General features: G+C 55.2%; 25 protein-coding genes and 1 pseudogene. 15 read left to right on the top strand and 11 right to left on the bottom strand.

The features are described 5' to 3' along the window. Positions 1-58: 58 nt before the first annotated feature. The gene (locus BBKW_RS05910) at positions 59-1,903 is read right to left on the bottom strand and encodes a DUF975 family protein (RefSeq protein WP_033501037.1); all 1,845 of its coding nucleotides are present in this window, start codon (positions 1,901-1,903) and stop codon (positions 59-61) included. Between the two features lie 171 nt (positions 1,904-2,074). On the opposite strand from BBKW_RS05910, the gene tyrS reads away from it, so the two are divergent. The 4 genes from tyrS to BBKW_RS05890 all read left to right on the top strand — a co-directional run bounded on the left by tyrS (position 2,075) and on the right by BBKW_RS05890 (position 7,125). Beyond that, on the top strand, positions 2,075-3,382 hold the full coding sequence (gene tyrS / locus BBKW_RS05905; RefSeq protein WP_033501038.1) for a tyrosine--tRNA ligase: 1,308 nt from the start codon (positions 2,075-2,077) through the stop codon (positions 3,380-3,382). A gap of 83 nt (positions 3,383-3,465) precedes the next feature. Then, a complete protein-coding gene (locus BBKW_RS10845; protein ID WP_033501039.1) occupies positions 3,466-5,292 on the top strand; it encodes a hypothetical protein in 1,827 nt (608 codons plus the stop codon). A gap of 14 nt (positions 5,293-5,306) precedes the next feature. Further along, positions 5,307-6,332: an HAD-IIA family hydrolase gene (locus BBKW_RS05895; protein ID WP_033501040.1), complete on the top strand. Its 1,026-nt coding sequence runs from the start codon at positions 5,307-5,309 to the stop codon at positions 6,330-6,332. Between the two features lie 10 nt (positions 6,333-6,342). Further along, complete coding sequence (locus BBKW_RS05890) at positions 6,343-7,125, top strand: TlyA family RNA methyltransferase (RefSeq protein WP_180376876.1); 783 nt, start codon at positions 6,343-6,345, stop codon at positions 7,123-7,125. A 428-nt stretch (positions 7,126-7,553) separates the two neighbouring features. Here the strand turns inward: BBKW_RS05890 and BBKW_RS05885 are convergent, their stop codons facing one another. Then, positions 7,554-7,916: a helix-turn-helix transcriptional regulator gene (locus BBKW_RS05885; protein WP_180376875.1), complete on the bottom strand. Its 363-nt coding sequence runs from the start codon at positions 7,914-7,916 to the stop codon at positions 7,554-7,556. Between the two features lie 73 nt (positions 7,917-7,989). Between BBKW_RS05885 and BBKW_RS05880 the strand changes: the two genes are divergently transcribed. From BBKW_RS05880 to BBKW_RS05875, 4 genes and pseudogenes are all read left to right on the top strand, one after another. Continuing rightward, positions 7,990-8,244 carry a YgiT-type zinc finger protein gene (locus BBKW_RS05880; protein ID WP_033501041.1) on the top strand — a complete coding sequence of 85 codons (255 nt, stop codon included), beginning with the start codon at positions 7,990-7,992 and terminating at the stop codon, positions 8,242-8,244. Between the two features lie 13 nt (positions 8,245-8,257). Further along, positions 8,258-8,311: pseudogene (locus BBKW_RS11335) on the top strand (cysteine-rich KTR domain-containing protein); the annotation flags it as partial. Between the two features lie 22 nt (positions 8,312-8,333). Continuing rightward, a complete protein-coding gene (locus BBKW_RS11330) occupies positions 8,334-8,438 on the top strand; it encodes a cysteine-rich KTR domain-containing protein (RefSeq protein WP_430796303.1) in 105 nt (34 codons plus the stop codon). Positions 8,439-9,071: 633 nt separating this feature from the next. Beyond that, entirely contained in the window at positions 9,072-9,374 is a 303-nt protein-coding gene (locus BBKW_RS05875) for a sigma-70 family RNA polymerase sigma factor (protein ID WP_231858452.1), read from the top strand. A gap of 371 nt (positions 9,375-9,745) precedes the next feature. Here the strand turns inward: BBKW_RS05875 and BBKW_RS05870 are convergent, their stop codons facing one another. Both BBKW_RS05870 and BBKW_RS05865 read right to left on the bottom strand, forming a co-directional pair. Beyond that, positions 9,746-10,399, bottom strand: coding sequence for a potassium channel family protein (locus BBKW_RS05870; protein ID WP_033501112.1), 654 nt, complete (start codon positions 10,397-10,399; stop codon positions 9,746-9,748). 73 nt (positions 10,400-10,472) lie between these two features. Continuing rightward, positions 10,473-11,936, bottom strand: coding sequence for a potassium transporter TrkG (locus BBKW_RS05865; protein ID WP_033501042.1), 1,464 nt, complete (start codon positions 11,934-11,936; stop codon positions 10,473-10,475). A gap of 266 nt (positions 11,937-12,202) precedes the next feature. On the opposite strand from BBKW_RS05865, the gene BBKW_RS05860 reads away from it, so the two are divergent. The 3 genes from BBKW_RS05860 to BBKW_RS05850 all read left to right on the top strand — a co-directional run bounded on the left by BBKW_RS05860 (position 12,203) and on the right by BBKW_RS05850 (position 15,610). After that, positions 12,203-13,141, top strand: coding sequence for an NAD kinase (locus BBKW_RS05860; protein ID WP_033501043.1), 939 nt, complete (start codon positions 12,203-12,205; stop codon positions 13,139-13,141). Between the two features lie 8 nt (positions 13,142-13,149). Next, positions 13,150-14,856 carry a DNA repair protein RecN gene (gene recN / locus BBKW_RS05855; RefSeq protein ID WP_033501044.1) on the top strand — a complete coding sequence of 569 codons (1,707 nt, stop codon included), beginning with the start codon at positions 13,150-13,152 and terminating at the stop codon, positions 14,854-14,856. Between the two features lie 82 nt (positions 14,857-14,938). Then, on the top strand, positions 14,939-15,610 hold the full coding sequence (locus BBKW_RS05850) for an HAD family hydrolase (protein ID WP_033501045.1): 672 nt from the start codon (positions 14,939-14,941) through the stop codon (positions 15,608-15,610). 97 nt (positions 15,611-15,707) lie between these two features. On the opposite strand, the gene BBKW_RS05845 is transcribed toward BBKW_RS05850, so the two are convergent. The 3 genes from BBKW_RS05845 to BBKW_RS05835 are packed head-to-tail and all read right to left on the bottom strand — an operon-like array spanning position 15,708 to position 17,727. Beyond that, positions 15,708-16,424, bottom strand: a complete 717-nt coding sequence (locus tag BBKW_RS05845) for an ABC-2 transporter permease (protein ID WP_033501046.1) — start codon at positions 16,422-16,424, stop codon at positions 15,708-15,710. Continuing rightward, positions 16,421-17,353, bottom strand: coding sequence for an ABC transporter ATP-binding protein (locus tag BBKW_RS05840; protein ID WP_033501047.1), 933 nt, complete (start codon positions 17,351-17,353; stop codon positions 16,421-16,423). Before BBKW_RS05840 ends, BBKW_RS05845 begins: the two co-directional genes overlap by 4 nt. Further along, a complete protein-coding gene (locus BBKW_RS05835; protein ID WP_033501048.1) occupies positions 17,350-17,727 on the bottom strand; it encodes a GntR family transcriptional regulator in 378 nt (125 codons plus the stop codon). The genes BBKW_RS05840 and BBKW_RS05835 overlap by 4 nt, the downstream gene beginning before the upstream one ends. A 365-nt stretch (positions 17,728-18,092) precedes the next feature. Here BBKW_RS05835 and BBKW_RS05830 point away from each other — a divergent pair, with 365 nt between their 5' ends. After that, positions 18,093-19,988, top strand: coding sequence for a histidine-type phosphatase (locus tag BBKW_RS05830; RefSeq protein ID WP_051920318.1), 1,896 nt, complete (start codon positions 18,093-18,095; stop codon positions 19,986-19,988). Positions 19,989-20,138: 150 nt separating this feature from the next. Here the strand turns inward: BBKW_RS05830 and BBKW_RS05825 are convergent, their stop codons facing one another. From BBKW_RS05825 to bcp, 3 genes are all read right to left on the bottom strand, one after another. Then, positions 20,139-20,696, bottom strand: a complete 558-nt coding sequence (locus tag BBKW_RS05825; protein ID WP_033501049.1) for a pyridoxamine 5'-phosphate oxidase family protein — start codon at positions 20,694-20,696, stop codon at positions 20,139-20,141. Positions 20,697-20,740: 44 nt separating this feature from the next. Beyond that, positions 20,741-20,965, bottom strand: coding sequence for a hypothetical protein (locus BBKW_RS10950; protein WP_226670997.1), 225 nt, complete (start codon positions 20,963-20,965; stop codon positions 20,741-20,743). 201 nt (positions 20,966-21,166) lie between these two features. After that, entirely contained in the window at positions 21,167-21,700 is a 534-nt protein-coding gene (gene bcp, locus BBKW_RS05815; protein WP_033501051.1) for a thioredoxin-dependent thiol peroxidase, read from the bottom strand. A 614-nt stretch (positions 21,701-22,314) separates the two neighbouring features. Here bcp and BBKW_RS05810 point away from each other — a divergent pair. Further along, a complete protein-coding gene (locus BBKW_RS05810; protein WP_051920310.1) occupies positions 22,315-23,793 on the top strand; it encodes a carbon-nitrogen hydrolase family protein in 1,479 nt (492 codons plus the stop codon). Positions 23,794-23,880: 87 nt separating this feature from the next. Here BBKW_RS05810 and BBKW_RS05805 read toward each other — a convergent pair whose 3' ends face one another. Continuing rightward, entirely contained in the window at positions 23,881-24,765 is an 885-nt protein-coding gene (locus tag BBKW_RS05805) for an SDR family NAD(P)-dependent oxidoreductase (RefSeq protein WP_231858451.1), read from the bottom strand. Between the two features lie 247 nt (positions 24,766-25,012). Between BBKW_RS05805 and BBKW_RS05800 the strand changes: the two genes are divergently transcribed. Together BBKW_RS05800 and BBKW_RS05795 are read left to right on the top strand one after the other, a co-directional pair. Next, on the top strand, positions 25,013-25,711 hold the full coding sequence (locus BBKW_RS05800) for a hypothetical protein (protein WP_033501116.1): 699 nt from the start codon (positions 25,013-25,015) through the stop codon (positions 25,709-25,711). 55 nt (positions 25,712-25,766) lie between these two features. After that, on the top strand, positions 25,767-26,651 hold the full coding sequence (locus BBKW_RS05795; protein WP_033501052.1) for a Fic family protein: 885 nt from the start codon (positions 25,767-25,769) through the stop codon (positions 26,649-26,651). Positions 26,652-26,660: the final 9 nt, after the last annotated feature.

Raw genomic sequence — 26,660 nt, 5'->3', positions numbered from 1 at the left:
AAGAACGACAGGCAATTTCCATTATTGTTTGCGATATGCGATTTGCATGACAATCACGCTATGGCAGTCCATTGGATCGTTTACTGATTTCGTACGGAATGGGCGCTTCCAGCGACGTATCTGATCCCTTGTAGTCGGTGATGCCCTCGCCGATATTCGGATGCTGTGTGGAATACACTTGGTCGGCGCAATACAGCACGAGCAGCATGACAGCCACAATGCTAAGCTTTTGCGTATCGATTCGGCTGAGCAGATTGTCGAGGGCCGGAGCCAGCAAATAGACGATGGCCAATCCGCCAAGGCCGAACGTCAATAATCCTTCGGCGCAGATACGGCCGTTGACATTTAGAAAGTATCCGGTGTAATCCCACCAACGCTGGCCGTCATGCGTCATTTCCAGATACCACGACGAGAAGTATTCCAAGCATCCGCACAGCACCATGGTCGCCACGAACTCTAATACGGGCTTCTCACGCAGCTTTTTGAGCAGAATCAGAATGATCACTCCGCCAGTGCCGTAAATTGGTAACCATGGGCCATGCAAGGTTCCACGATTCACGAACATGCCTTCGGAAATGAATGCGAGGCTTACCTCCCACACCCAGCCGACGAAGCAGAACATGAAGAACATCATGACTAGATTGACCAGCGAATAGCTACGGTCAGCACTGATCGTATGTGATTCGCGGAATTTGAATGATATGGGAGCAGGTGCGAGACGCCCCGGATAGATGTTACCTTCCAAAATATCCTTGCCAATCTGCATTTGATGAAGATCCTCGCGATATTCCTCATAACGGTTCACCGCATCGGCATGCAGAATACGGATGCCGAACCATTCGGACAGGATTCCGGTGAATCCACGCGGCTTGAGGGCGGGGGAGAGTCCTTGTTCGAGCTGTGCCACGGACTGGGCGACGTCGGCATATGCGGTATGAAGCGTTTGCGGATCGGCCTTGGCATACAGGTATTCGTCGTTGAGCATCTTGGCGCCTTCAATGCCGTTGTCCTTGGCCAACGTGCGCAGATACACGTAATACTCGGCGAAAAATGCGGCGTTGTAGCCATTGGAGTAAAAGATACCGATCAGACCAAAAGTGACGAGGTTGAGCAGATACCAGCCAAGAAACGAGCAGTCCGCCACGAAGCATTCCCATTTATGCCCTTTCATCATATGTCGGGACAGGCGAATAGCGTCCAAGGCTTTGATGTTTGGATTCTCCGCAATGATATACGGCACCATACGGTAGGAATACTGTTTGATGAAGAAACCGATGATGGTAAGGCTCCAAAGGAACAGGAACACATTTTCCACGAACATGGTCCAGGCTATCCGAAGCCATGCGTGCGTGTGGATGGGGTAAAAGAAGCGCGATGCCGGCAGTTTGTCGTAGAATCGTCCTTCCAACAGCATGCGCATCATGACGACGCGATACGTTTCCTGAATGAACAGCCAGATGAAAATATAGACGGCAAAAGAAAGAATGATTGGAACCGCAATGGAGATTCCGCCGTTATGGATGACGGAATTGACGGCATCGACAATGGCAACCACCAGCGATCCTGATGCAAACGAGTTGAGCAGGGACGCGATTACGCCGCGACGGCGGCCGAACATGGCATCGGTATCGTTGTTGACGATCTGCTCTTGGTTTTGCTTGACTTTTTCACGGGCATTGTCTTCATTGCCTATGGCAAGATCCCGCAATACGCCATACATATCGTTGGATTGCGTGGAATCCTCTGTTTGCGGGGCGCTGACCGAAATGTTGATGTTGACCGAGAGCGTCGATGATGCGTACGCAACACCGAATACCGAAGCGAACAGACAAATGACGACTATCATCCAATAATGTTTTCTCTGGGCTTTCTTAGCCGCAACCTTCATGCCTTTGCGGTCCATACAGATATCTCCCTTCTTGGTATGGGGATTCTCCTTCTAACTTTACTTGTATGCACGATGGTTGATGGATGATGGCAAAAACACCGCGTGTGCCTGTCTTCATCTTCTGCGAGACTGTAGGATGCGTAAAACGCAGTATCATCCGCAATCCAATAGGGAGAAAACACAGCTATGGCTCACGTCATCGATTTCAAGGAGGCCGGTTTCGAGTCCGTCCTCGATGAACTGGAATGGCGCGGGTTGATTTCCCAGTCCACTGACAGGGATCGACTCGCCGAAGCGTTGAACGGAGATCCCATTTCCTATTATTGCGGTTTCGATCCGACTGCTGCCTCTCTGCATATCGGCAATTTGGTGCAGCTCATCAACATGCGTCACCTTCAGGCAGCGGGCCATCATCCGATCGCTCTGGTAGGCGGCGCCACCGGCTTGATCGGCGATCCTCGCCAGTCGGGCGAACGTACGCTCAATCCGAAAGACGTCGTGGCTGGTTGGGCCGAGCGTCTGAAGGCGCAGATTGGCGGCATTCTCGAAGTGGAAGGCAGCAACCCGGTTCGTTTTGTGTCCAATTACGATTGGACTGCCTCCATGAACGTCATCGACTTCCTGCGTGACGTTGGCAAGAACTTCCGTTTGGGCACCATGCTCGCCAAAGACACCGTTGCCCGTCGACTGAATTCCGAAGATGGCATTTCCTTCACCGAGTTCAGCTACCAGGTGCTGCAAGGCAACGACTTCCTGCACCTGTTCGACGAATACCATTGCGTGCTTGAGCTTGGCGGATCCGACCAGTGGGGCAACCTCACGTCCGGTCTTGACCTGATCCACAAGGTACGTGGCGTGGATGTGAGCGTGTTCACCAGCCCGATCATCACCGACGCTCAAGGCAAGAAGTTCGGCAAGTCCGAGGGTAACGCCGTCTGGCTCGACGGAACCATGCTGAGCCCGTACAAGTTCTACCAGTTCTGGTTCAACCGTCCCGACAGCGAGATGGAAAACCTGCTGAAGGTGTTCACGTTCCTGCCGAAGGTGGAGATTGAACGTCTTGTGGAGGAAAGCAAGACCAATCCGGGCGCGCGTGAGGCGCAACGCACCTTGGCCTGGGAGGTCACCAGCCTGGTTCATGGTGAGGAAGCCACCCGACAGGCCATTGAGGCGGCCGGTGCGCTGTTCGGCCGTGGCGGCGATCTTGCAGGTGTTGACGAGGCTACGCTTGAAGCTGCTCTTGACGGTGTGAAGATCGATGGTGAGTTCGCCAAGGCCGCGGTGGGCGACCGTGTGGCGGAAGCCGGCATGAAGGCCGGACTGTTCAAGTCGATTTCCGAAGCGCGCAAGACGATCAAGGCCGGCGGCGTGTATCTGAACAACGCCCGTGTTGAAGATGAAGAGCAGATTTTGAACGAAAACGATTTCCTGCATGGTCGTTTCGCATTGATTCGCCGTGGCAAGAAGGCCCTTGGCGTCGTCGAAAACGCGTGAGGCAATCGCGAGCGGCACAAGCAAACGTAAGCGAAGAACAACAAAGATCCTCCTCAAGGAATACAAGGAATATAAGGAACAGCATGGCAGAAGAACAGCGCGGATCGCGCGGCAAGTCCTACGGCAACCACAAGTCCTACGGCTCGGGCAAGCCGGGCAATCGCGGCGGCAAGGGATTCAAGCCGCGCGGCAATGGCGGCAAGTCCTACGGCCACAAGGCCGGAGGCTTCCATAACGACGACCATAAGGGCGGATATCGCAAAGGCAATGGCGGCAATTTCCACCGCGACCGCGATTTCCGTCGTGACGGTGAGGGGGAAGGCCAGGAGCGCCGCTTCCATAACGGTCCGCGCAAGTTCAACCGTGACGGCGAGCGTCGTGACGATCATCGCGGTTATCGTGGCGGTCGTGGAGACAATCCGCGCTATCAGCGCGATGGCGAGCGTTCCGGTTTCCGTCGTGACGATCGTCGTGACGGTGATCGTAAGGACTTCCGCCGTGACGGTGATCGCCGTAGCTTCCACCGCGACAACGATCGCAGGGATTTCCATCGTGACGGTGAACGCCGCAACTACCGTGATGGTGAGCGTCGTGACTTCCATCGTGACGGTGATCGTAAGGACTTCCGCCGTGATGGCGAACGCCGCAACTTCCACCGCGATAACCACCGTGGCAATGATCGTCGTGACGGCGGCCGTCGTAATTTCCGTGATGGTGATCGTAAGGACTTCCGTCGTGACGACCAGCGTCGCGACTTCCACAAGGATCGTGACCAGCAGCAGGGTGAGGAACGCCGCGAGTTCACCCGTGAAGAGAAGATGGCTTACCGTGAGGAGAAGCGTGGCGAGTACATGGCCAAGCCACGCCGCAATTCCGATGGCACGATGAGCTTCCCCTCTCAGAATCCGTACACGCATCGTCGTCCTGACGAGCCGAAGATGCCGAAGGGTATCGAATGGCGCATGCTCACCACCGACGATCGTGAACGCCTGCGTGGACTGTCGAAGGAGCATGCGGAGAACATCGGTCTGCACATTCTTGCCGCGTACACGCTTGAGGAAAGCAATCCGGAACTGGCTCTCGAACACGCCAAGTGGGTGGCACGTCAGGCTTCCCGCATCGATTTCGCTCGTGAGACGCTAGCCTTCGTGGCATACCGTCAGGGTGATTATAAGCTTGCATTGCGTGAGTTCCGCACTGCGTTCCGTATGAACGGCTTCTTGGATTACCTGCCGTTCATCGCCGACTGCGAGCGTGGCATGGGCGAGCCGAAGAAGGCCATCGAAGTGGCGGTGAGCGATGACGCCAAGTATCTGCGAGGCGAAGCCAAGGCTGAAATGTTCTTGGTCTACGCGGGTGCCTTGGGTGACTTGAAGATGTGGGACAAGGCCATTGAGATCGTGCATACGCTGGGCCATTCCAAGGGACTGGCTGGCGAATACCGCATGCGTGCGGTGCAGGCCGAACAGTACTTCCTTGAAGAGGCCGGTCGTACCGATGAGGCCATCGCATTGGATCGTCTGCTTGACAAGCTCGAACTACAGTATGCCGATGTTGAGGATGATGAGACTTCCGATGATCTTGTTGTCGAATACGACATGCAGGAGCTGAACGACGAACTCATGGACGTGCTCGGCATTTCCGAAGATGACGCGCAGTATGCTCCGGAAGATCCTGAGGATGAGGAAGACGAATCCGAAGCCATCAGCGAGAACGGCGAAACCAGCGATGAAACCCAGCTTGAGGCCGAGGAAGCGGAAGCTGGCGCGGAATCCGATGACGAGCCGGCGGCTCAGGCCAACGCTGAGCCGGCCGAAGCCAACGAGGCGGATGAAACCGTGGAAGGCGAAGCCTACAGCGACGAAGATGAGGCCGAGGAATCTTCCGAAGCCTCCGAAGACAACGAGTGAGGTGCGTGGCCCACATGCTGAAGTCCACGAATCAGCCGCTCAGCGAGGCGTACAAGCTGGCGTTGCTTGATCTTGATGGTGTGGTTTACCGCGGCAAGAACCCTGTGGAACATGCCGCCGAGAACATTCGCAAGGCCGAATCTTCGGGCATGACGGTAGAGTACACCACCAACAATTCGTCCAGATTGCAGGCCGTGGTGGCGGACCAGCTGAAAGGATTCGATCTAGAAGTCGAACCATGGCAGGTCATCACCTCGTCGGTTGTCGCCGCACGCATGGTGGCTCGTGCCGTGCCTGAAGGCTCGAAGGTATTCGTGCTTGGTGCCCAGCATCTACGTGAGGAAGTGTCCAAGCAGGGACTTGAGGTCGTCGATTGTGCGGAAGAGCAGCCGGTTGCCGCCATTCAAGGCTGGTATCCCGACATGTCATGGAATGAGATGGCGCAGATCGCTTATGCAGTCGAGCATGGCGCAACCTATTTTGTGACCAATCGTGATCTGACCATTCCCCGCGAGCTTGGCATCGCGCCGGGATGCGGTTCCATGATCATGGCGGTGATCAACGCCACCGGTGTGGAACCGGTTTCGTCCGCAGGCAAGCCGGAATCCGCCATGTATGATGAGGCGCGTGTTCTCGCAGCCCATGATGGTGACGATCCGGTGGCTAAGGAACTGTGCCTCGCCATTGGAGACCGTCTCGACACCGATATCGAGGCGGGCAATCGTGGCGGATATGATTCCCTTGCGGTGTTGACCGGCGTCACCAATCCAAACGAACTCATGTTCGCGCCGGCACATCTTCGCCCAACCTACATCGCCAGGGATTTGTGCGGCCTCAACGAGTCCGCTCCTGAAGTGGTGTACGATGAGGGCGCATGGCTGTGCCGCGATACGAAGGCTCGTGTTGACGGCGACCGTCTGTATGTCACCGACGTCACCAGCGTCGACGGGTTGCGTGCCGCATGCAGCGCCATGTGGGCCGCTGCTGACAGCGGACGTGACGTGAGTGGCATCATCGTTCCGGAATTCCGCATTTCCTAGCGAACAGTTCATGCCGATTATCGGAAAACCATTGCGAAACAGTGATTCCATTCGAGTAGTTCGTCTTGACGTTGCGTTGTTGGAACGCGGTCTGACCGACAGTCGTTCCAAAGCGCAACGTCTGATCGCGGACGGCAAAGTCAGTGTGAACGGTGTTGACGTCACCAAGGCGTCAACGAAAGTCAGCTGCGATGACGTCATCACAGCCGATAGGGGCGACGATTACGTTTCCAGGGGCGCATACAAGCTGGTCGGCGCGTTCGAACGATTCGCCGACGCAGGATTGCGTTCAGCGCAGGGATTGCATTGCTTGGATATTGGCGCGTCCACCGGAGGTTTCTGTGACGTGTTGTTGCGTAATGATGCCGCGCAGGTCATCGCATTGGATGTCGGACATGGACAGTTAGACCCGAAAATCGCGTATGACGATCGTATTATCGAGATGAGCGGCGTCAATATCCGCGATGTGTATGTGGATGATTTGCCGTACCGTCCGGAAATGATTGTTTCTGATGTGTCGTTCATTTCCTTGACATATGTGATTCCTGTAATCGCAAGAATCGCCGCCTCGCAGGCGCAGATTGTGCTGCTGGTCAAACCGCAATTCGAGGTCGGCAAAGGCAACCTTGGGAAAAACGGGATTGTCGAAAGCCGGGAATTACGCGAACAGGCGTTGACATCCGTCGTAGCATGTGCGGAACGCAACGGGCTTGACGTGCGCGCTACAACAGTATCTCCCATTGAAGGCACGCATGGCAATATCGAATATCTGCTGTACGCGGTCATGCAGTGAAACAGTGGCTGATTGAGAAAACCGTGTCTACAGTGTAGGCAAGGCAAATAAGATAAGATTGAAACACTAAAAAAATCCCGCCATGAGCTGGCGGGACAAAAGAAAGAGCTTTATGCAGAATACCGGGAAGCCCAGCGGCAAATGCGGGAGGCCGTTGCAGTAAAAGCAAACATTGATCATCTGCTCGGCATAACAGACGAGCGTGAAAATAAGGCCCAGGAACGATAGTGGCGGGCCGCAGACTACGGTGCAGCGCACCTGGACTTTGGGACAATTTGTCCCGAAGTCCAGCGGGTTTGGGGGAGCTCCCCAACAAGCATTTTTGCGGGCCCTGCGCCCTGCAAAAATTTCGGAGTGTGGCCACACCCGAATTGCTTGCCAAAACGCGTAACCCGCAACATGGCGCAAAAAACGGAGGTTACGCTTTCTTACGCATCCTCCGTTTCTCTGGCTTTCTTAATACCCTTGGCTGTGGCTTCTATCACGACAAGCTCTTTTTCATTCATAGGATTTAGGAGCACATCAATGTGCTTTCTGCAAGAACTTGACCTCGCCCCTCCGTCCGCATGAATAAACTGGTCAATTGAAACATCAAACATGGTAATGAGTTTAACAAAAAGATCGAAGCTGGGATATTGTCCTTTGTTCTCAATATTCATAATGGTACGGGAGTCACGGTCTACTAATTCCGCAACATAGGCTTGTGTCCAGCCCTTTTCTTCTCTGGATCGTTTGAGTGCCAGCCCGAGGCCGTGAAAGTCAAACCTTCTTTCGTCTTGGTTCATTTTCATATCACATTCCTGTTATTATCTATCGTAAACAAAGATAGAAGATGGTAGTGCCAGCTGAAAAGGAGGTCAATTTATGTTTTTTAGAAAATGCAAGAAATGTTGTGGCAAATTGGTTTTAGTTGACGCCAATATTGAGGTTGATATTGGTGGCAAAACACAAAAAGTCAAAAATGTTCCTGCAAAACAATGTACGGAATGCAGGAATCTTGTTGTGAATGAGTACGTTATAGAACGAATAAAGCAGTATGCTCGTGATTATCCCGCAGACATTCTTGACTTTGCAGAATGCGAGAATGAAGAAAGTGTTGCGGCATCTTCCATTTTATAATAGTGGGTGATGCATGATTAAAAATAATTGGATCTTATGCCCGATATGTGGCAATAAAACAAGGGTGAAGATCAGAGAAAACACCATACTTGAAAATTTCCCGCCTGTACTGTCCGAAGTGCAGGCGGGAAACCATTATCAATGTGAAACAATTTCAGACAACAGTTATCAAAGAGCCAGACGCAAAGACGTAGAGCCGATGACCACTTACTGATGTAGGTTATTGGCTCTGCTTTTTTATATCATAGACTTTTATCAGCCCAACGGGATAATAAAAAAACGTTGTTTCGGCGGCTGAGTTTCTATGCGCCAAAACAAAATGCAGTAGCCTTACGGCGGTTTTGAAATAGCAATTTCAAGCCGCCGTTTTCTTTTCAAAAAGTAGAAATACGGAGGGTGTATTAAAGTCACCCTTTTTTAAGACACGGCGGTTCCCGGGAGGTATTGCCGTGTCCATTTTATTATTTCATTGTTCGCGTGATCTGCACCAGCTAAAAAAGCGTAGCCCCTCCATCGGAGCAGTCCGGTTTTGAATGTGAAATTAAACAGTACATAACCGATAATATCTTTTCGTGCGCTTGTGCGGCTTTGTGTCGCGCAGGCGCATTTTGCTTTCCAGACTTCGAGACAAAGTGTCCCGAGGTGCGGTGCCGTTCTCCGCCATTACTCCATTTCGTTTCCGACCAACCCCGAACAAACTGAAATGGAGGATTTTACGATGACTACTATCAATCTGAAAGATCTTTATTATTTGGTACACGCAGGATCAGCTTATCGAAGTTTCTGACGAGGTTGCCGAGGTATTCAAGGCCGATGCCCGCTACGAAATGGCCTACCAGCGGCGGCTCTCCCGGCACAAGGCGCAGTATTCTCTGGACTGCGATGACGGGATTGAATATTCCGCCTGCCTGCATGAGCCGACCCCGCAGGAGCTTCTTGAACGGATGGAAACCTTTCTTCGTCTGTGGAACGCTCTCAATTCTCTGCCGGAGATCCAAGGCCGTAGAATTGACGCATATATCATTCTTGGCAAGTCGATTAAGGAAATTGCCGAGGCCGAGGGCGTACATGAGGAGTCTATTCGCCAGTCGATCAAGCGTGGCCTTGAACGCATGAAAAAAACTTTTTGATTTTTTCTTCTTAACCCACTTGGAATTGATGAAAAAATGTCTCGGTTTATGAGAGGAGGTTTGCTTCCTAACGCAAGGGAATAACGGCAACCCTGAGTAAGTTCGGGAAGCCAGACGGTGGGTGCGCGGTGACATTTCCAAAAAGAGATTGAGCGAACAACACCAACACTGTAAATGGGCCCGGCCATCCCAAGGCCATGATCCGGCGCTGAACAGGTTGGCTGCCTGTTCCTCCGGCTTGTCGCTTTACTTGCGTTGAGAGCGCCGCACAGAAAATAACGATTGTCTTTGGACGGGCCAAGTAAATAAGTAAAAGAAAATCCGGAAATCATGATCATGAAATTCCGGTTTTTCCATATGGAAAGAGCATGTCAACCGCGTAGGAACCGGTCGATCTGATCCTGCTTGCCCATGATGATGAGCTCGTCGTTGCGGTGCATGATGAGCTCTTTCGAACCGTATTCGAACTCCTTGCCTGGCGATTTGATGCCGACCACGGTGATGCCGAAACGTTCATGCACGCGGGCGTCTTCGATTGTGTAGCCGACCACATGCGCGGGGGTATGGATTTTGACGACGTTGTATGCGCCTTCAAGCTCGATGTAGTCAAGATAGTTGCCGGACACAAGATGCCCAACACGCTTGCCGGCATCGGTTTCCGCGTTGATGATGTGGCGTGCGCCGATGCGCTGCAGAATGCGGGCGTGTTCCTTCGACACGGACTTGGCCCAAATGTCGGAGATGCCGGCGTCGAGCAGATTGCCGGCGGTAATGACGGAAGCTTCGACGCTGTCGCCGATGGCCACGACGGCCGTGTCGAAATCGGATGCGTTGATCTGCTCCAACGCCATCACGTCGGTCATGTCGGCCTGCACGGTGGGAATCTGCGAAGACCAACGGTTCACCAGCTCGCCATCCTTGTCGACGGCGAGCACATCCTGGCCCATCATGTCAAGAGTAGTGGCCACAGAGCTGCCGAAACGCCCCAAACCAACTACGAGAACGCTTCTGGTGTTGTTAGCCATGATGTTATGCACCTTTCGAAATTCCGTCTTCATGTGTGATTGCAGGCAACTGCAAGTATATGAAGCCGTATCGTCAGCCGACCACGATTTGCTCGGTGGGGTAGCGGACGGCCTCGAGATTGTGTGGACGCGAAATCGCGTAGGCGATGGTGAGCGGTCCGAGACGCCCGATGAACATGGTGGCGGCGAGAATGTATAGTGCCGTGGGGCTGCTTTCGCTGGCTACGCCCACTGAGTAGCCGCCCAGTCCGAACGCGGAGCAGGTATCGAACAGTGCGTCGCACAGCGAGCAGCCGGTGATGATCATCAGCGCCATCGACACCACGGTGACCAGCGTGAGGCATGCCGTGCTTACGGCCACGGCGGTCATAACCGCCTGTGAGTGGATGCGGCGGTGGAACGCGTTGATGTCGTGGCGTCCGGTGAATGCGGCACGGCAGGTCAGCAGTATCACCGCGAACGTGGTGACGCGGATGCCGCCTGCGGTCGAGGTGCTGCCGCCGCCGATGAACATGACGATGGACAGGAACACTTTGGTTGCGTCGCTGACACCTGGCATCCACGACAGGTCAAATCCGGAGCTTCGTGGCATGACGGCCGCGACCATAGCGTGCCAGAGGCGCGGCTCGATGCCGTCTCCGGCGAACAGTAGCTTGTTGTTCCATTCCATCAGCAGGAACCACGTGAACGAGGCGATTACAATGCAGAACGTGGTGGTCAGTGTGAGCTTGGTGTGTAGGCTCCAGCGCTTCGGAGGACGGCGCATGCGCCAGGAGCGCATCAGGTTCAGCAATACCGGGAAGCCGAGGGTTCCGCAAAAAGCACTGGCTAGGATCGGCAGTCCGACCGCCCAGTTGTTGACATGTAGCCCGGCGCCGTCGGGGGTGAAGCCGGCGTTGTTGTACGCCATGACCGCGAAGAACAGCGATTCCCACAATGCGTGGTGCACATTGCCGTGGTTGACCTTGTAGAGGCCGGGGAACAATGCGACGAATGTGATGCCTTCAATGACGAATGCGGTGGTGATGACCACGGTGAGCACGCCTTTGATTTCACCGAGCTTCGTAGTGCCGAGTTCGTTGGCGGTCAGCATGCGCTGCGTGGCCTTGAGATGGTGGTTCACGGCCAATGCGATCAAGGAGGCGAACGTCATGACGCCAAGGCCGCCCATCTGCACGGCGAAGATGAGCACGCCTTGGCCGAAGGTGGTCCAATGCGTGGTGGAGTTGACGATGGAGATGCCGCATGTGGAAATGGCGGATACTGCGGTGAAGAACGCGGTGGTGAACGTGGTGGTTTCGTCTTTCGGCGTGGCGATGGGCGTCATCAGCAACGTAGTGGACAACACTGCGAGCGTCAGAAAGTAGAAGATGGTCAGACGGCCTGGATGGTTGACGAGTCGGCGCGTGAGGCCTCGTTTGCGTGGCTTGCGGTCTTCCACCATGGCCTTCTCGAAAGTATCTCCTGAGAACCACCATGCGTAGCCATGTGAGGCCTCACGATTGGAGGAGGACTCGTCAAAGACGAGGTTTGACATGCCGTTCCTCTCTCCTTTTCTTATGAGTTCGGTCTTCGCTCCTGTGAGCTATTGTAAGCATATGTGTGACTAACAGGCTATTTGACGGCTGACATTCCTGATTCGTGGCTTGCATTGGAGACGGATTTGGGGTGTTTTCGCGGATTCTGGCATGTTTTCGACGCGCATTGCCGGTTTTCGTTCATTTGTTCGATTACACTGGAGGTCGGTGACGTCTACATGGGCGTTTTCCATAGGGCGTTTCCTTTGCTGGAAAGGGATTAACGATGTTCGGTACCCGTCATGCGGTGGTGGTGACGCATAGTCGTCTGAGGGAGAGCGGCACGGTGGTTGAGGAGGCTGTCGAGCAACTGACCCAGGCCGGTTTCGAAGTGTCGATCATTGATAATATCGAGGCGCCGGATTTCGGCAAGCAGCCGCCGGTGGTTTCCGAACGCACTGAGATCGTGGTGGTGCTCGGCGGGGATGGCACCATTCTTCGGGCGGCTGAACTGGTGCACTGCACCAGTGTGCCGATTCTTGGCGTTAACTTGGGGCATGTCGGCTTTTTGGCGGAGTTTGAAAGCTTCCAGATGAGTGAAGCGATCCGCAGAGTTGCCGAGCATGATTATTCCATTGATGAACGCATGATCGCGCATGTCGACGTGTGGCTACCGGGAGCAAGCGAGCCGATTGAGGATTGGGCGTTGAATGACATCACGTTGGAGCGTGCCGACCGTGGCAAAATGGTCGAACTGTCGATTCGTGTGGATGATGTGGAAATGAGCTCCTTCGGCTGCGATGGCGTGATCGTGTCGACTCCGACCGGCTCCACCGCATACGCGTTCTCCGCCGGAGGGCCGATCATGTGGCCGAACGTGAAAGCGTTGCAGTTGGTGCCGTTGGCCGCCCACGCCCTGTTCGCGCGCCCATTGATTATTGGTTCCGGTTCCACATTCGCCATTGATATCCTTGAGGATTCCACGTCGGACGGTTGGATCTGCTGCGATGGCCGTCGCCAATGCGCGTTGCCGCGGGGCACCAGGGTCGAGGTGCGCGAATCGAAGAGCACATTGCGTCTGGCCCGTCTTTCCGGCGTGCCGTTCACGAATCGTCTGGTCACGAAATTCGATCTTCCTGTTGTCGGTTGGCGCGAGCAGGCGCGTAAAACCGGGGGAGTGCATCATGGGCATGTGTTTCCGGAAGATAAAGAAACGAACGAGTAAAAACACTGATGCTTGAAGAACTTGAGATTCATAATCTTGGGCCAATCCGTTCTGCGCTGATCGCGCCTGCCGGCGGTATGACGGCGATCACCGGTGAAACGGGTGCCGGCAAATCGATGCTGCTCAGTGCGATTCGGCTGATTTCCGGCGGTCCTTCCGACGGCGGCCGTGTATCGGTTGGAGCGAGCGAGGCGTGGGCGCAGGGCGTGTTCGAGGTCGCTTCGTCACCAGCCGCGGTTGCCGTCGCGCACGAGGCGGGTTTCGAACCTGAAGACGGAGAACTGTTCCTGTCTCGCAAGGTGCCCGCTTCCGGGCGTTCCCGCAGCATGCTGTCTGGTCGTAGCGTGCCTCGTTCCGTACTGGGGTCGATCGCGGCGGAATTGGTGACGATTCATGGTCAGGCAGACCAGTTGCGTATCGCGTCTTCGGTGCGACAACGTGAGTTTTTGGACCGCTATGCCGGCGATGATGTGGCGTTGGCCGCATACGGCAAGGCTTGGAACGCGCTTCGTGCCATGGATGAGCGGTTGGAACGATTGTCGAGTCAGGAATCGTCCATGCGCCAGCAGGCAGACTACCTACGCGAGTCCATCGAACGAATCAACCGTATCGATCCGCAGCCGGGGGAGATGACCGAGTTGCGTGCTCGCCGTGATCGCATTGAGAACGCGGCTGAGATCGCCGAAGGCGTGAACCGCGCGTTGAGCGCGTTGGATGCCTCGCAGGTTGTTGACGATGTTGAATCATCCAGCGCCACCGATCTGATCGATCGCGCGTCGCAGGCACTTCGTGCCATTCATGTGGACGGCATGTTTTCGGAATTGGCCGATCGGCTTGATTCCATCAGCACTGATTTGTCTGATGTGGTGTTCACCTTGTCGGGCGAAGTCGACAATGATCTCGGCATGGAAGACTTGGACGCCATCAACGGGCGGATCCATGAACTTGACGACTTGATTCGTCGTTGGGGCCCGGAATTGTCGGATGTGATTGCCTGGCGAGATCAAGCGGTGTTCGACTTGGAGGATCTGGACGCGTCTCCAGAAAAAGTTAGTCAATTGCAGGCGGAACGTGAAAAACTGTTCGGTGAAGCGTTGAAGGCGGCGCGTGCGGTAAGTAAAAGGCGTGTCGCTGCCGCGAAGGAACTTGCCGCCAAAGTCACTGCGGAACTCGAATCTCTTGCCATGAGCGGATCGAAACTAGAGATCCGTGTATCGGAACGTGAACATTTGGACGCTTCCGGCGCTGACGGCATCGATTTTTTATTCACGCCGTTCCCGGGTTCGCCGCAAATGCCGATGGGCAAAAGCGCGTCCGGCGGCGAGCTGAGCCGACTCATGCTCGCGCTTGAACTCGTTGCGGCGGAAAAACATGTGGTGGCGGGCGGTTCCGTACCTCCCATGACGTTCATTTTCGACGAGGTCGACGCAGGCGTCGGCGGCAAAACCGCGGTGGAGCTTGGCGCGCGATTGGCGAAACTCGCTCAATCCGCGCAGGTCATTGTCGTCACCCATCTGCCACAGGTCGCATCTTGGGCGGACGAACAGTACGTGGTCGCCAAAGGTGAAACGGATAACGGATCAATCGCCACCACCATCAATCAAGTGCGTGGAGAGGCACGTGTGCACGAAATCGCCCGCATGCTCTCCGGCAGTGAAAGCGAGGCGTCGCTGGAACATGCCGAGGAACTACTCAAATCGTCCGTGCTTGACTGACCCGTGGCAGGCAATCGCAGGCAAGTCGCAAAATCAATCGCAAAACAGAGAATCGAAAAACACGACCATCAAAGGAGCTGACATGACGCAGGAAAACGTGAGCAACCAAGGTAAAGGTGCCATTTTCGATCTTGACGGCACGTTACTCGACTCCATGGGCGTGTGGGACCAGGTGGATGTCGATTTTCTAGCCAAGCGTGGATTCGAAGTACCGGGCGACTACATGCAGAAGGTCGCCGCCATGCAGTTCCGGCAGATCGCCGAATACACGATCGCACGCTTCAACCTGTCGGACACTCCTGAGGAGCTGATGGAGGAGTGGGATCATATGGCTCGCGTCATGTACTCCACGGTGGTAGAAGCCAAGCCGCACGCGCGTGAATACCTGGCAACGTTGAAGGCGAGCGGGGCGAAACTGTCCGTGGCTACATCATTGCCACCGATGCTGCGAGAGCCGGCTATGAGGCATGTCGGCATTTTCGATTATTTCGACGAGGTGGTCAGTGTCGACGATGCGGGCGATATCGGCAAGGACAGGCCGGACGTGTACCTGCTGGCCGCGTCGAGGCTCGGCATCGAGCCGACCGACTGCACTGTATTCGAGGATCTGCTCGTCGGCATGCGATCGGCCAAGTCCGTCGGCATGCGAGTGTGGGCCATGCACGATGATTCGTCCGATGCTGATTGGCCGGCGATTTGCGGTCTGGCGGATGGTGTCATGTTCGACTTCCACGACGCGCCCGCCGCATTGTAGGAACCGGTGTCGTACGGGGATATATGCATTTGGGGTCTTCCGTTGATTCGGAAAACCCCAAATCCGTTCTCCATAAGAGTCTACCGGTTGGTTCGGTTCAGATGTCCTTGCTACCGTAAATATGCAGCGATATCTTGCTGGAGAACGCCAAGGCGAGTACGTCGATGATCAAGAATGCCGCTAATGCAATGGCTTGGTGCCGGCTGATCGCCTCGGCCAGCTGTTCGACGGTCTTTTCGAATTCCGGCAATGCCTTGCACAGTCCGATGACCGTGCCCATGATCACGCCGATGCTCAGAATAATGGCGGCCATGGCGCGATAAGGGGAGAACCGGTACAGGAACGGCTGCACGATGGCGTTGAGCAGCACGAGGGTCAGCACGGTCATCGCGGCGAAGCCGATCGCATCCGTCACTTTAACTGGCTCGTGCATGATGATGCCGGCGCAGGCGATGCTGACGGCCACTTCCAATCCTGCCACCAGATCGCAGGCGATAAGGAATGCGAATCGTCCGAGGATCTGGTGGTTGCGGTTGATGGGCACGATGCCGTTCATCCAATGATGGTTATTCATCTGTTCATAGGAGAACAGGCTGATATTAAGCATCAGGAAGCCGGAGGCCGCCCCGCCGATGGCGGCTCCCGCAACGCTGTCGAGAGTGGATCCTGTGGCCGCCATCAGGCATGTGAAACCTGGAACGTACGCGAAGAAGATGGCTATGTACGACCGTCCGTAGCTGATGGTGCGGTTCCAGTCCAAGGAAATCTGCCTAAGGATGGCGGTCATGGCGTCCGCGTTCGCTGTCGTGTTCATCGTACGTCTCCTTCGTTGGTATTGCCGATTGCCGTATGTTCTGCGGCATTGGTCAGTCTGATCACATCCTCAATCGAAGCATGCTGTGTCAGGAGACCGTCGGTGCCGCCGATGTGTGGGATGTCCTGCGTGCGGACCAACGCGTCGAAGCCGGTTGCGTATGTGCGGATGCCGACCATTGCCCGCTGTAGGCCATCCGTAAGCTCATCCGGACCGCCCTTGACCAGACGGAACGCGTCTTCGAACTCGTCTTTCGGCCCGCTGTAATACAGCATGCCGTGCGTGATATACGTGAGGAAATCCGCGCAACGCTCCAAATCGGCGGTGATATGCGTGGAGAAGATTACGCTGTGTTCTCCATCCGCAACATAATCGGACAGGATGTCCATGAGCTCGTCGCGGGACAGTACGTCCAGACCGCTGGTCGGCTCGTCGAGAATCAGCAGTTTCGCATCGTGGCTCAACGCCACGGCGAGCATGAGCTTCATCTGCATGCCGCGCGACAGGTCCTTGATCTTCTTGTTTCGTCCGAGTCCGAACCGTCTGAGGTATGCGTCGAACAGATTGTGGTCCCACAGCGGGTACATTGGGCCGCTTGTCCGTTCCACCGCGTCGACCGTCATGTATTCGATGAAATAGCTGCTGTCGAGCACTACGCCCAGCTGCTCTTTGGCCTGCTCCTCATCGGCCATCGCGTCAAGGCCGAGCACTTCGATTCGTCCCGCGTCTCGCGTGGTCATATTGAGGATCAGTTTGATCAACGTGGATTTGCCGGCGCCGTTCGGACCGACCAGCCCCATGATGTAGCCGGACGGCAGGTCGAAGGTCACGTCATCCAATGTGAAGCCGGAATCATAATGCTTCGTCAATCCGGTTATGCTCAAGGCCAAGGTTGGCCGTGTCCCTTGGGGGAGTGAGGAATCGTTCATGATTGTTCCCTGTATGCTTTCTCGAACATGCCAAGCAGATCAAGCAGGCTGATGTCGGCGGCTTTGGCTTCGATGGAAACTTCACGGAGCTTGTCCATGATGCGTTCACGCGCACGTTCCTTCATGAGTTCGTTGCCTCGTTCCATCACGAATGTGCCTTTGCCCTGCACATTCTCCACGAGCCCCTCGTCGGCCAGTTCGTTATACGCTCTGGTCACGGTGAGCACGCTGACGCGCAGTTCTTTGGCGAGCTTGCGCAGTGAGGGAAGCGCCTCGCCTGCCGTAAACTCACCCGACATGATCGCGGACCTGATTTGGTTCTTGATCTGTTCGTAAATCGGTTCTCCGGACACGGATGAGATGATCAGCTTCAATCTGTGCCTCTTTTTCTGTATGTTCCGTAGGTGATATATCTCCCAGCCGAACAGTTAGATACAAACTGTTTAGCTGTTATATATAACAGTAACACAGAAAATCCGTACTGTTATTGCGTGTCGTATAACAGTGCGGATTCTGTTGGAATATAAGGAAATCCGCCGCTCCATGAACGCCTCTTGCGGTCGGCGATTGACGGAAGCGACATTTACTTGCGTTCGCGGATTATTTGTCGATCGTTCACGTTTAAGGCGTTGCGTGTTTGCCTTCCGAGCCTATTTTGTCGCCTGGGCTGGCTTGTCTGACAGCTTCAATGTGGCAAAGCAGAAGAGGTAGAAGAATGAGGATAATGGCGAAAAACCATATGGCAACAAAGGGACAGCGGCAGGCAGGAGCCTGGTGCAAACGCGGTACCAAATCGGTGGGTGGTGGCATGCTCGCGTTGACAAGCGCTGTAGTGGCAGCGGCCATGTTCGCAACGCCAGCGGCTTTGGCTGGGGAAGGAACCGCCCGGTATTACAGCAGCAAGCAGCCGTATGTTGCACCAGCGAGCACATCATATTCAGCAATTCCGAACAGATACCATCTTGCATACACCGAGTCTGTGGCAAGGCATGGCTCGCGTGGTCTGTCGAGCTACAAGTATGACGCTTTGCTGGCACTGATGGCTCAGTCCGCTGCGGAAAACAATTATGCTGGATTCGTTAGCCCAGAGGTTGGCAAGGAATTCATCAACAATGTCAATGCCATTACCGCGGCCAACGTGGGCAACGGGTATGGCATGCTCTCTGGTCAGGGCGCCATACAGCATCAGGGCATTGGTGAGAGAATATACCAGCGTGATGCTGATCTGTTCGCCAATGCCGCAAAGCAGGGACTGCGCGTCTCATACCAGAGCTCGGGTGAGCCTCGTGCAACCGAATCCGGAGAGAATTTCAAACTAGGATTCGATCAGGCTTCCAACGGTTTGCTGGCGAATGCGGTTGTAGCACCGAATAATCCTGCGGATAACAATTCCGGCAAGGATTTCGACAAGAACACCACCACGTTGTATTTCCATAAGACCGATAATCCGGATGGTACGCAGAAAATGGGCGAGGCCAAGGAGCGCGCGGAACGTTACCAGCAGTTCGTCGCGAATGATGAGGGCATCGCCGAAGCTGAGGAAAACGTGACGAACGATCCGTCCATGACCACCGCTTCGCATGATCTGCTCTCTCAAATCTTCACTGACGATTTCCTCGCGTCCATCGGCAAGGAGGAAGGCCAGCGCATCTGGTACAACACGGCTGACGGCACGAAGAAGGGTGCGGCCAATTGCGCTGCCGGCGCCGACCCTGCCAAGGATGCGAACGCGTGCGGTGACGCCAAGAAGAAGATCGCGTCGGAACAGGATGCAGCAATGGATTTGTACAATCTGTACATCATCGCGGCCGATATGGAACAGGAGAACACCGGATCCCACACGTTCAATTTCGACCAGTACTTCCAAGGTCAGCACGCTCAGGATGCGAAGACGTTTGCTTGGTCGCTTGATGCCGAAGACTTCTACGAGAAGGGACCGGGGCGCGCAGGTCAGGATGAGACCTACCGCATCGCCCAGCCGTTGCTCGACGATTTCTTCAATGCGATCGACACGAGGGAGCGAGCCGGCACCGCCGCGACGTTCCGATTCGCACATGCCGAAACCATTATTCCGTTTGCGGCATTGCTGAAGCTGCCTGGATCGCAGCAGCAGGCGAGTGAACTGTACACGTATGAGAACAATCCGTGGCGTGGTGAAAGTGTGACGCCGATGGCTGCGAATGTGCAGTGGGATGTGGTTGTGCGTGATGGTACGGACGTCTCGGGGCAGCCGTATCAGCCGTTGGTCAGAATGCTGTACAACGAGAAGGAAATCGGATTCAACGATGCCTGCACGCCAATTGCGGATGGTTCGACCTGGTATAAGGAAAGCGAGCTGAAAAGCTGCCTGAATGGTAAGGGAACCACGGTTGATGCCCGACTGACGGATGAGGAAGGTCAGCCTGAAACGCCAGGCCATGAATCGACACCAGATGATTCGCAGAAGGCTCCGGGTGCGAATGATGCGAACGGCCAGCGGAAGCATCCGGTGAAATCGTCCGCGAACGGCGGCGATGCGGTCAAGCTCGCCAAAACCGGTTCGAACGTGACGCCCGCCATCGTGGCGGCCGTCGTGATGGTGTCCTCCGCGATTCTTGGAGGAAGCTACGCGCGGCGTTCCCGCCGGAAGGCTTGATCTGAAACCTTATCTCGACCGGGTTACGGCCTGACTTGCAACTTGGCTGCAGCCGGACTTCGGTCTAGCGTTTTACATCTGATGCGCTGTTCCCAATTCCCATCCCCGGGCTTGGAAGCAGCGCATCATTGCGTCAGGTGCGATATGAGGTCAGTGCGTATGCGGCTGGGGCTTTTCGCGCACTTTGGCGGTGAAGTAGTCCGCTTCCACCTTCCATACGGTGACGGCGCATACCTGCTGGTCGGTGAACTCCACATGCTCCATACCGGCCTGCTGCCTCATCAGCAGTGCGAGTCCCTGGCGCGCCTCGTCAAGATCGTCGATGATGGACGCGGTACCATTGCCGACGATCGACTTGAACGCCTCGCCCCAATTGCACAGCGTGCGCCCCTCGACCACCTCGCAGTCAGTCGCCATTTCGAATGCTACAGGAAGCGCGTTGCCCGCGGTCTTGACCGCGTCCATCTTACGTCCGGTTGCAGAACCATGGAAATACAAGGTGAGATGATTGGATTCCGTGTCGAATACGTATCCAAAATTCAACGGCACGATGGTGATGCCCTCCGCATCGGTGTATGCAATATTCACGATCTTGCATGTTGCGATAATCGCCTCGACCTGCTGCGGATCGGCCACCTCACGGTCGGCACGCCTCATCATGCGATGCCTTCCCGCAACCGTCTGCTCATAATTGCGCCGCATTACCATGGCACGTCCCTCTCCGCTGGATACACACTAGCTTACCGGACCTATCAGCCAACGCTGTATACGCCGGAACCATCATCCCACCAAGCATAATTCACCGGCTCCGGCTGCGCAAGATGCTTCGGCCCCTTCAGCATTTCAATCGCCTTCAACTCCAAACGTTCACGCTCCTCAGCCAACGCATCGCCAACACGATCAAGCAAACCGTACACGCGAGCCGTGGGCTGACATGTCGGAAGACGATGATTTATTGTCGGAAGTCTGAGTCTCATCGCGCTTCTCCTCTTCTCTTACGAGGCCGTGCCCCGCGCCGTTACGAGACCTTCGAAAGGCTTGTCGAAGAGACCATATTCGAAGACATCGGCACACTGCACGACCTCTATCAGGAATTCGGCATCTACCCGCTACTGACGCTGCTTGCGTCATTCGCATGAAAAAGCTGATCTATAAACAAAGCGGCATCGCATTCCAAACTAGAAAACGGAACCATCAAGCTTGTCGAGCGCCCGCAGCAAAGAATCAACATGACCCTTCGCGCGCACGTTGTACCGGGCGATACGAATCACTCCATCACCATCGATCACGAAAGTCGAACGAATTACACCCTCATAGACCTTGCCGTACAATTTCTTCTCACCATACGCACCATACAAACGATGCACAGTCAGATCGGCGTCCGACAACAACGGGAACGTCAAATGATCGCGCCCGCGGAATCGGATGAGCTTGTCCAACGGATCCTTCGATACGCCGAGCACGGTGAATCCGCGGGAGCGCAGGCGTTCGAGGTTGTCTCGGAAGTCGCAGGCCTCGGTGGTGCAGCCGGGAGTCATCGCGGCAGGGTAGAAGTATAGGATGATATTCTGGCCGCGCAATGCGGAGAGCGTGATGCTATCGCCGTTGTCGCTGGGAAGTGTGAAGTCCGGGGCCATTAGTCCTGCTTCGAGTCGTGCGGATGCAGGAGGGTTCTGTGCTGCCGAGGCTACTGACGGATTGATGTCGGACATGATTATCTCCTTACTGTTCTTCGGATTTCAAGTGCCGATACCAAGTGAGAATAAACGTCATCATACCCGCCTTTGCGTGTGCACAGTTCGTTGACTCGTTGCGCGCCGCCGCGAACTGCCCAAGCAGTAGGCGTCAGACCTGTCAAGGGAACAAATCGGAAAAAGATCCTGCGCGAAGTATGGTTTGAAACGTGTCATCGTGCGCATTTTCTGGATCTGTCGGCCTTGTGCTGAGCAAAGCAGGCTGTATCTCGCCTATGTATGGCAGATTTCGGGATGTGACATGAGGCATCTCGCTTATATATGGCAGTCGTTTTCGCGAAAATGAGGTTTTTCATACCCCCTACCTACTGCTTTGACGGACTGACCTGCCATATATAAGCAAGATATCTCCGGACAAGTTCGCAAATCTGCCATACATAAGCGAGATATGGGCAAAACAGTGTTCAACAACAAAGGAAACGTCAAATGATCGCGCTCGCAGAATCGGGCATGAGTACTCTTTAGCTACTCTTCGGAATTCAGAAGCCAAGTGGAAAACGAACTGTCATACAATTCCGTTTATCTCCTATGATGTTTTCCAGAGCGGGGAAATTTCGGGGAAGCATGGCGCGTTGAAGAGAGGGACATCCACGTCGCACCGTACGACAACGGAGAACAAAGACGCGGCAGCGAACGTCACCGCGAAATCCATATGGTTCAAACGACAGCTCAACATGGCGGTTGCGGCGGTGGGCAGCGTCGCATTGTGCGCCACCATGGCCTTCGTCGCGGCACTCACCGGCTGCGTTTCCTCAAGCGCCCTAGACTCCGCAGCATACAAGATGGCGGCCTCCCAAGCTGAAATCACCGAGAGTCTCATCACCGACAGCGACGGCGTGCGGAAGGTCTACAATTCCGCTGCCATAGCGTTCCCTGACGGGCACGCCGACTCCTACCAGAAGATGCATCGCGCCGGATCCGAGGAAACCGCATGGTCGTTGCCTGGCAGCACGCCGGTCATGTTCGAGATGCCCGAGTGGACCGGCTTGGACGGCAAGCCACTCAAGGCCGGTATCGACATTTGTCGAGACGGCCACTTCTATCCGGAACTCGGTCGTTATTATGCCGCGTCCGGAGCCGAACTGTTCCTGCATCCGACGGCCACGACCGACAACGCATGGTATCGCGAATCCCGCATGGGCAGCTATACCGACCGTGACGGTCTTGCAGTGATCACCGACAACGTGTGGGGTCCCGACGGGTATCCGCTCGACGTCGACGGCAACCCGATCTACTTCGTCGATGAGAACGGCGACACCGTTTCCTCCGGCAAGGACATTGCAGGCTACAACTATGCAGGAGTCGGATCTGACCCGTTCCGCACGTCGAGCCTCATCATCAACGCATGGAGCGGCAAGGACGGCACCCCGTTCGACTACTCCACGGGCAGCGCGCTCGACACCAGCGGAACAGGCAAGGGCGCGTCCGACAGCGAATCGTCCGACATGACGTTCGCCGAAGGCGCCTACGATCCAGACAATCTGGAAATCCGACAGATGAACTTGTCCCGCGCAGGGTTCAGTGTCATGAACTTCAACGCTCGCCTCTACTCCAAGATGTACGATCAGCTCGCCAAACTGACCATCCCAGGATATCAGGCCATGTATGATGATCCGACCGAACTCGACAAGAGCGCGCTCGAAGCTCCGATCGCGGCGGCACAGGCCAAGCTTGCCGAATTCGGCAAATACACGGAGGATACGGTCGCATCTCTCACGGAAGCGTACGAGCAGGCCCTCTCGCTGTGGAACAACACCACGTTCAGCAGCGAACAGAACGGTCTTGTCTCCAATGCCGCCACGCTCCTTAACACGGCATTGGACGGTCTGAAGCTTCGGGAAACGAAGCCTGATGACCAGCCGGGCGGTGGCGAGGCCAAGCCGAATGACAAGCAGCCCCCGAAAGACAAGAATGCCAGCAAGGCCGATGGAAAACCGACCGCGGACTCGCCTCGCACGGGCTCCGACATCGTTCCCATTATCGCGGTCAGGCTCCTCCTTGCAGGAGCCGGAACCACTGCCGGTACGTTGATACGCCGCAAGCATGTGTAGCGGTATGTTCTAGAAACCACCACCAGATAAATGGCCGGTCGAAGCACATTAGCTGCGACCGGCCATTTATCAAATGGGGTACGGTGATTAGAAGATGCTGTAGCCGCCGTCTACGCGAATGTCAGTGCCAGTAACGTACGAGGACGCGTCGCTGGCGAGGAAGAGCACCGTGCTGGCAATCTCGTCATTCGTGCCGAAACGGTGCATTGGCACGACTTCGAGCATGGCGTCGTGGCCAGGCATGTCGATACGGCCATTGAAAATTCCAGACCACACGTATCCGGGGGAGATGGTGTTGGAACGGATGCCATCTTTGGCGAGCGCTGCGGCAAGGTAACGTGAGTGTTCCATGATGGCCGCTTTGGTGGCGCCATACGCGTTCACCGGCGTCGGACTTCCCATCATGTAATTCGCATTGTGTCCGGACAGGGAGGCTGTGAAGATCAGTGAGCCGCCATGACCGTGTTCGCGCATGATTTCATGCGCGATGCGGCCGGTACGGTAGGTACCGTTGAGGTTGATGTTGATGGTGCGCGTCCATACTTCTTCGGTGGCGTCTTGATCGTCGCCCGGTACGTTGACTCCGGCGTTGAGGAACGCGAAGTCGACGGTGCCCAGCTGTTCCACCAATTGTGTTTTGAGTTCGGCTACTTGTTCGACGTTGGTGACGTCGCAGGTGAGCGCGATGACGTTGGTGCCGAAACGTTCGCTCATGTCTTTCGCCAGTTCGGTGAGCTTGTCTTCTTGGCTGGGCAGGTCGACTAGTGCGACGTCTGCTCCGGCTTGGGCGAGCGCGGCCGCCGCGTTGCGTCCTAGACCGCCTGCGGCTCCGGTGACGAAGCCTTTGCGTCCGCGCATTGAGAATTTGTCGAGTATCGAGTAGTTTGAATCCTCCCATTTGTCGAGGGGATAACGTTCATCGAAGATTTGTTCGACGGTTTTCTCTGGAATCTTCGATGATTCGTCTGCCATGTTTCGCTCCTTTGCGTGATGGTGACCGCTTGTTTGGATGCGTCCGCGCATCATGTTTTGCGCATCTATGGACCATGTTTGCGGTTGCCTATGCTCGTGCCTGCGGTCGTCCGGCGTCCGTGCCGAACCAATCCGAGTGTAGCAAATAAAACGATGGCGGTGCTGTCAGTATTTGTCAGGTAAAACGTAGTGCGGAAACCGTAAGGTCAATATAAGAAGATAGTTGATGATTGAAAGGGGAGTGGTGATGACGGATTTGAAAATGTTTTCCAAGCCTGTGGCGTTCACGGATTTCGATGGGGTGCTCAACGCCTTTCCGGATGACAAGCTTTTGCGCAGGGGCGGCGTGAACAAAGTTATGACCTGGGCGAAGCCCGACAGTCCCTACGCGAAAATGTACAATCCTGAAAAAGCGTTCCACTTGGACGGCAACGAAAAAGCCCACACGCCCGTAGGCTCATGGCGCATCCACTGGTCCAGCGAACTGTCCGACGCCATGTACGCGTTGGCAGTTAACGGCATTGTGAAATTGTGGTGGCTGTCCACCTGGCAGCCATACTGCAGTCAGATTCTCGACCCGATGCTCGGCTGGGATCCCATGCTGGTCGATGTCATCACCTGGTACGATCCCGTCACCAAATGGGGACGTGAGACAGGCAAATGGCAGACCATCCAACGACGCGTACGCATCGAATGCGAAGAGAATGAACCCGCGCCGATCGTATGGATCGACGATGATGAATGCTTCGAACAGCGCGCGCAGCTCTTGGAGGAACTCCAGCCGAAAGCGCCGGTGCTTATGGTCCGCCCGGACTATCGTATCGGCATCAGCCGTCGCCAATGGAAACTGATCGATACGTTCGTGCACCATCCCGAACAGTTCGACACGGTCACGTTCGACATGGAACCAACCTGCAGGATATACGACATCCACCACGGTTTCTAGCCTAAATGAATTACCATGGGAGGATAGTCGAGCGGAATGAAGGAAGGATGGGGTTATGGCGGAACGTATCGTGGAGCGTCTTATCCGAGAGCGTGATACTCGATATGGTGACGGCATTTACACGACTACACAAATCCAGTTCGCATGGAATTCCAATCATATGGAAGGTTCCACCCTTACTGCCAAACAGACCGCGCAGCTATTTGCCACCGGTACCTATACCACGGATGGCAGCGAACAGGTCAATCCTGACGATGCGTTGGAAACCCGTAATCATTTCGCTGCGTTCCGTTGGATTCTCGACCATGCTGATGAGCCGGTGGACCGGGATATGGTCTGTCACCTGCATGCCATTCTCAAGCAGGGCACCAGACAGGTCTCCGACTCGCTTTTCAACGTGGGCGGCTACAAGACTCGGCCGAACTTTATCGGCAATCCTGCCACTCCGACAAGGACTGCGCTGCCGCAGGATGTTCCCGAATTTATGGACAGGCTGTTTGATATGTGCACGAAACTTGAGGATGAACCGTATCAGATCGCCCGTGTCCATTGGACGTTTGAGAAGATTCACCCATTTTCGGACGGCAACGGTCGAATCGGACGGCTTATCATGTTCAAGGAGCTTTTGCGTATCGATGCGTTGCCCGTCCTTGTCCATGACGCGTATCGTGCGGAGTACGTCAATGGCATCAGCAAGTTTCCGGACGAGCCAGGATGGTTGGTTGATACGCTTCTATTCGAACGGGACCTTTACCGGTCGCATGTTCTGAAAACGGATGCCGAGGCATTGCATTACACGTACCATGACCAATGGAATATGGCTGAGCATCGGGTGGAACGAGATGAGGATCTGGAATTCGCCAAGCTCATCGACACGAAGGCCCAGCCGTTGTTCGATGAGGAGTATCAGCAGCGCGAACGGCTCCTATGGGGCGAATAGCGGTCCGAC

The sequence above is a fragment of the Bifidobacterium catenulatum subsp. kashiwanohense JCM 15439 = DSM 21854 genome, assembly GCF_001042615.1.
GTDB classification, from domain to species: domain Bacteria; phylum Actinomycetota; class Actinomycetes; order Actinomycetales; family Bifidobacteriaceae; genus Bifidobacterium; species Bifidobacterium catenulatum.
This window is presented reverse-complemented; position numbering and strand designations above follow the sequence as displayed.

Coding starts and splice junctions, on each gene's coding strand:
- BBKW_RS05910 (WP_033501037.1), bottom strand. CDS start 1,903: ATGGACCGCAAAGGCATGAAGGTTGCGGCTAAGAAAGCCCAGAGAAAA.
- tyrS (WP_033501038.1), top strand. CDS start 2,075: ATGGCTCACGTCATCGATTTCAAGGAGGCCGGTTTCGAGTCCGTCCTC.
- BBKW_RS10845 (WP_033501039.1), top strand. CDS start 3,466: ATGGCAGAAGAACAGCGCGGATCGCGCGGCAAGTCCTACGGCAACCAC.
- BBKW_RS05895 (WP_033501040.1), top strand. CDS start 5,307: ATGCTGAAGTCCACGAATCAGCCGCTCAGCGAGGCGTACAAGCTGGCG.
- BBKW_RS05890 (WP_180376876.1), top strand. CDS start 6,343: ATGCCGATTATCGGAAAACCATTGCGAAACAGTGATTCCATTCGAGTA.
- BBKW_RS05885 (WP_180376875.1), bottom strand. CDS start 7,916: ATGAAAATGAACCAAGACGAAAGAAGGTTTGACTTTCACGGCCTCGGG.
- BBKW_RS05880 (WP_033501041.1), top strand. CDS start 7,990: ATGTTTTTTAGAAAATGCAAGAAATGTTGTGGCAAATTGGTTTTAGTT.
- BBKW_RS05875 (WP_231858452.1), top strand. CDS start 9,072: ATGGCCTACCAGCGGCGGCTCTCCCGGCACAAGGCGCAGTATTCTCTG.
- BBKW_RS05870 (WP_033501112.1), bottom strand. CDS start 10,399: ATGGCTAACAACACCAGAAGCGTTCTCGTAGTTGGTTTGGGGCGTTTC.
- BBKW_RS05865 (WP_033501042.1), bottom strand. CDS start 11,936: ATGTCAAACCTCGTCTTTGACGAGTCCTCCTCCAATCGTGAGGCCTCA.
- BBKW_RS05860 (WP_033501043.1), top strand. CDS start 12,203: ATGTTCGGTACCCGTCATGCGGTGGTGGTGACGCATAGTCGTCTGAGG.
- recN (WP_033501044.1), top strand. CDS start 13,150: ATGCTTGAAGAACTTGAGATTCATAATCTTGGGCCAATCCGTTCTGCG.
- BBKW_RS05850 (WP_033501045.1), top strand. CDS start 14,939: ATGACGCAGGAAAACGTGAGCAACCAAGGTAAAGGTGCCATTTTCGAT.
- BBKW_RS05845 (WP_033501046.1), bottom strand. CDS start 16,424: ATGAACACGACAGCGAACGCGGACGCCATGACCGCCATCCTTAGGCAG.
- BBKW_RS05840 (WP_033501047.1), bottom strand. CDS start 17,353: ATGAACGATTCCTCACTCCCCCAAGGGACACGGCCAACCTTGGCCTTG.
- BBKW_RS05830 (WP_051920318.1), top strand. CDS start 18,093: ATGGCAACAAAGGGACAGCGGCAGGCAGGAGCCTGGTGCAAACGCGGT.
- BBKW_RS05825 (WP_033501049.1), bottom strand. CDS start 20,696: ATGGTAATGCGGCGCAATTATGAGCAGACGGTTGCGGGAAGGCATCGC.
- BBKW_RS10950 (WP_226670997.1), bottom strand. CDS start 20,965: ATGAGACTCAGACTTCCGACAATAAATCATCGTCTTCCGACATGTCAG.
- bcp (WP_033501051.1), bottom strand. CDS start 21,700: ATGTCCGACATCAATCCGTCAGTAGCCTCGGCAGCACAGAACCCTCCT.
- BBKW_RS05805 (WP_231858451.1), bottom strand. CDS start 24,765: ATGGCAGACGAATCATCGAAGATTCCAGAGAAAACCGTCGAACAAATC.
- BBKW_RS05800 (WP_033501116.1), top strand. CDS start 25,013: ATGACGGATTTGAAAATGTTTTCCAAGCCTGTGGCGTTCACGGATTTC.
- BBKW_RS05795 (WP_033501052.1), top strand. CDS start 25,767: ATGGCGGAACGTATCGTGGAGCGTCTTATCCGAGAGCGTGATACTCGA.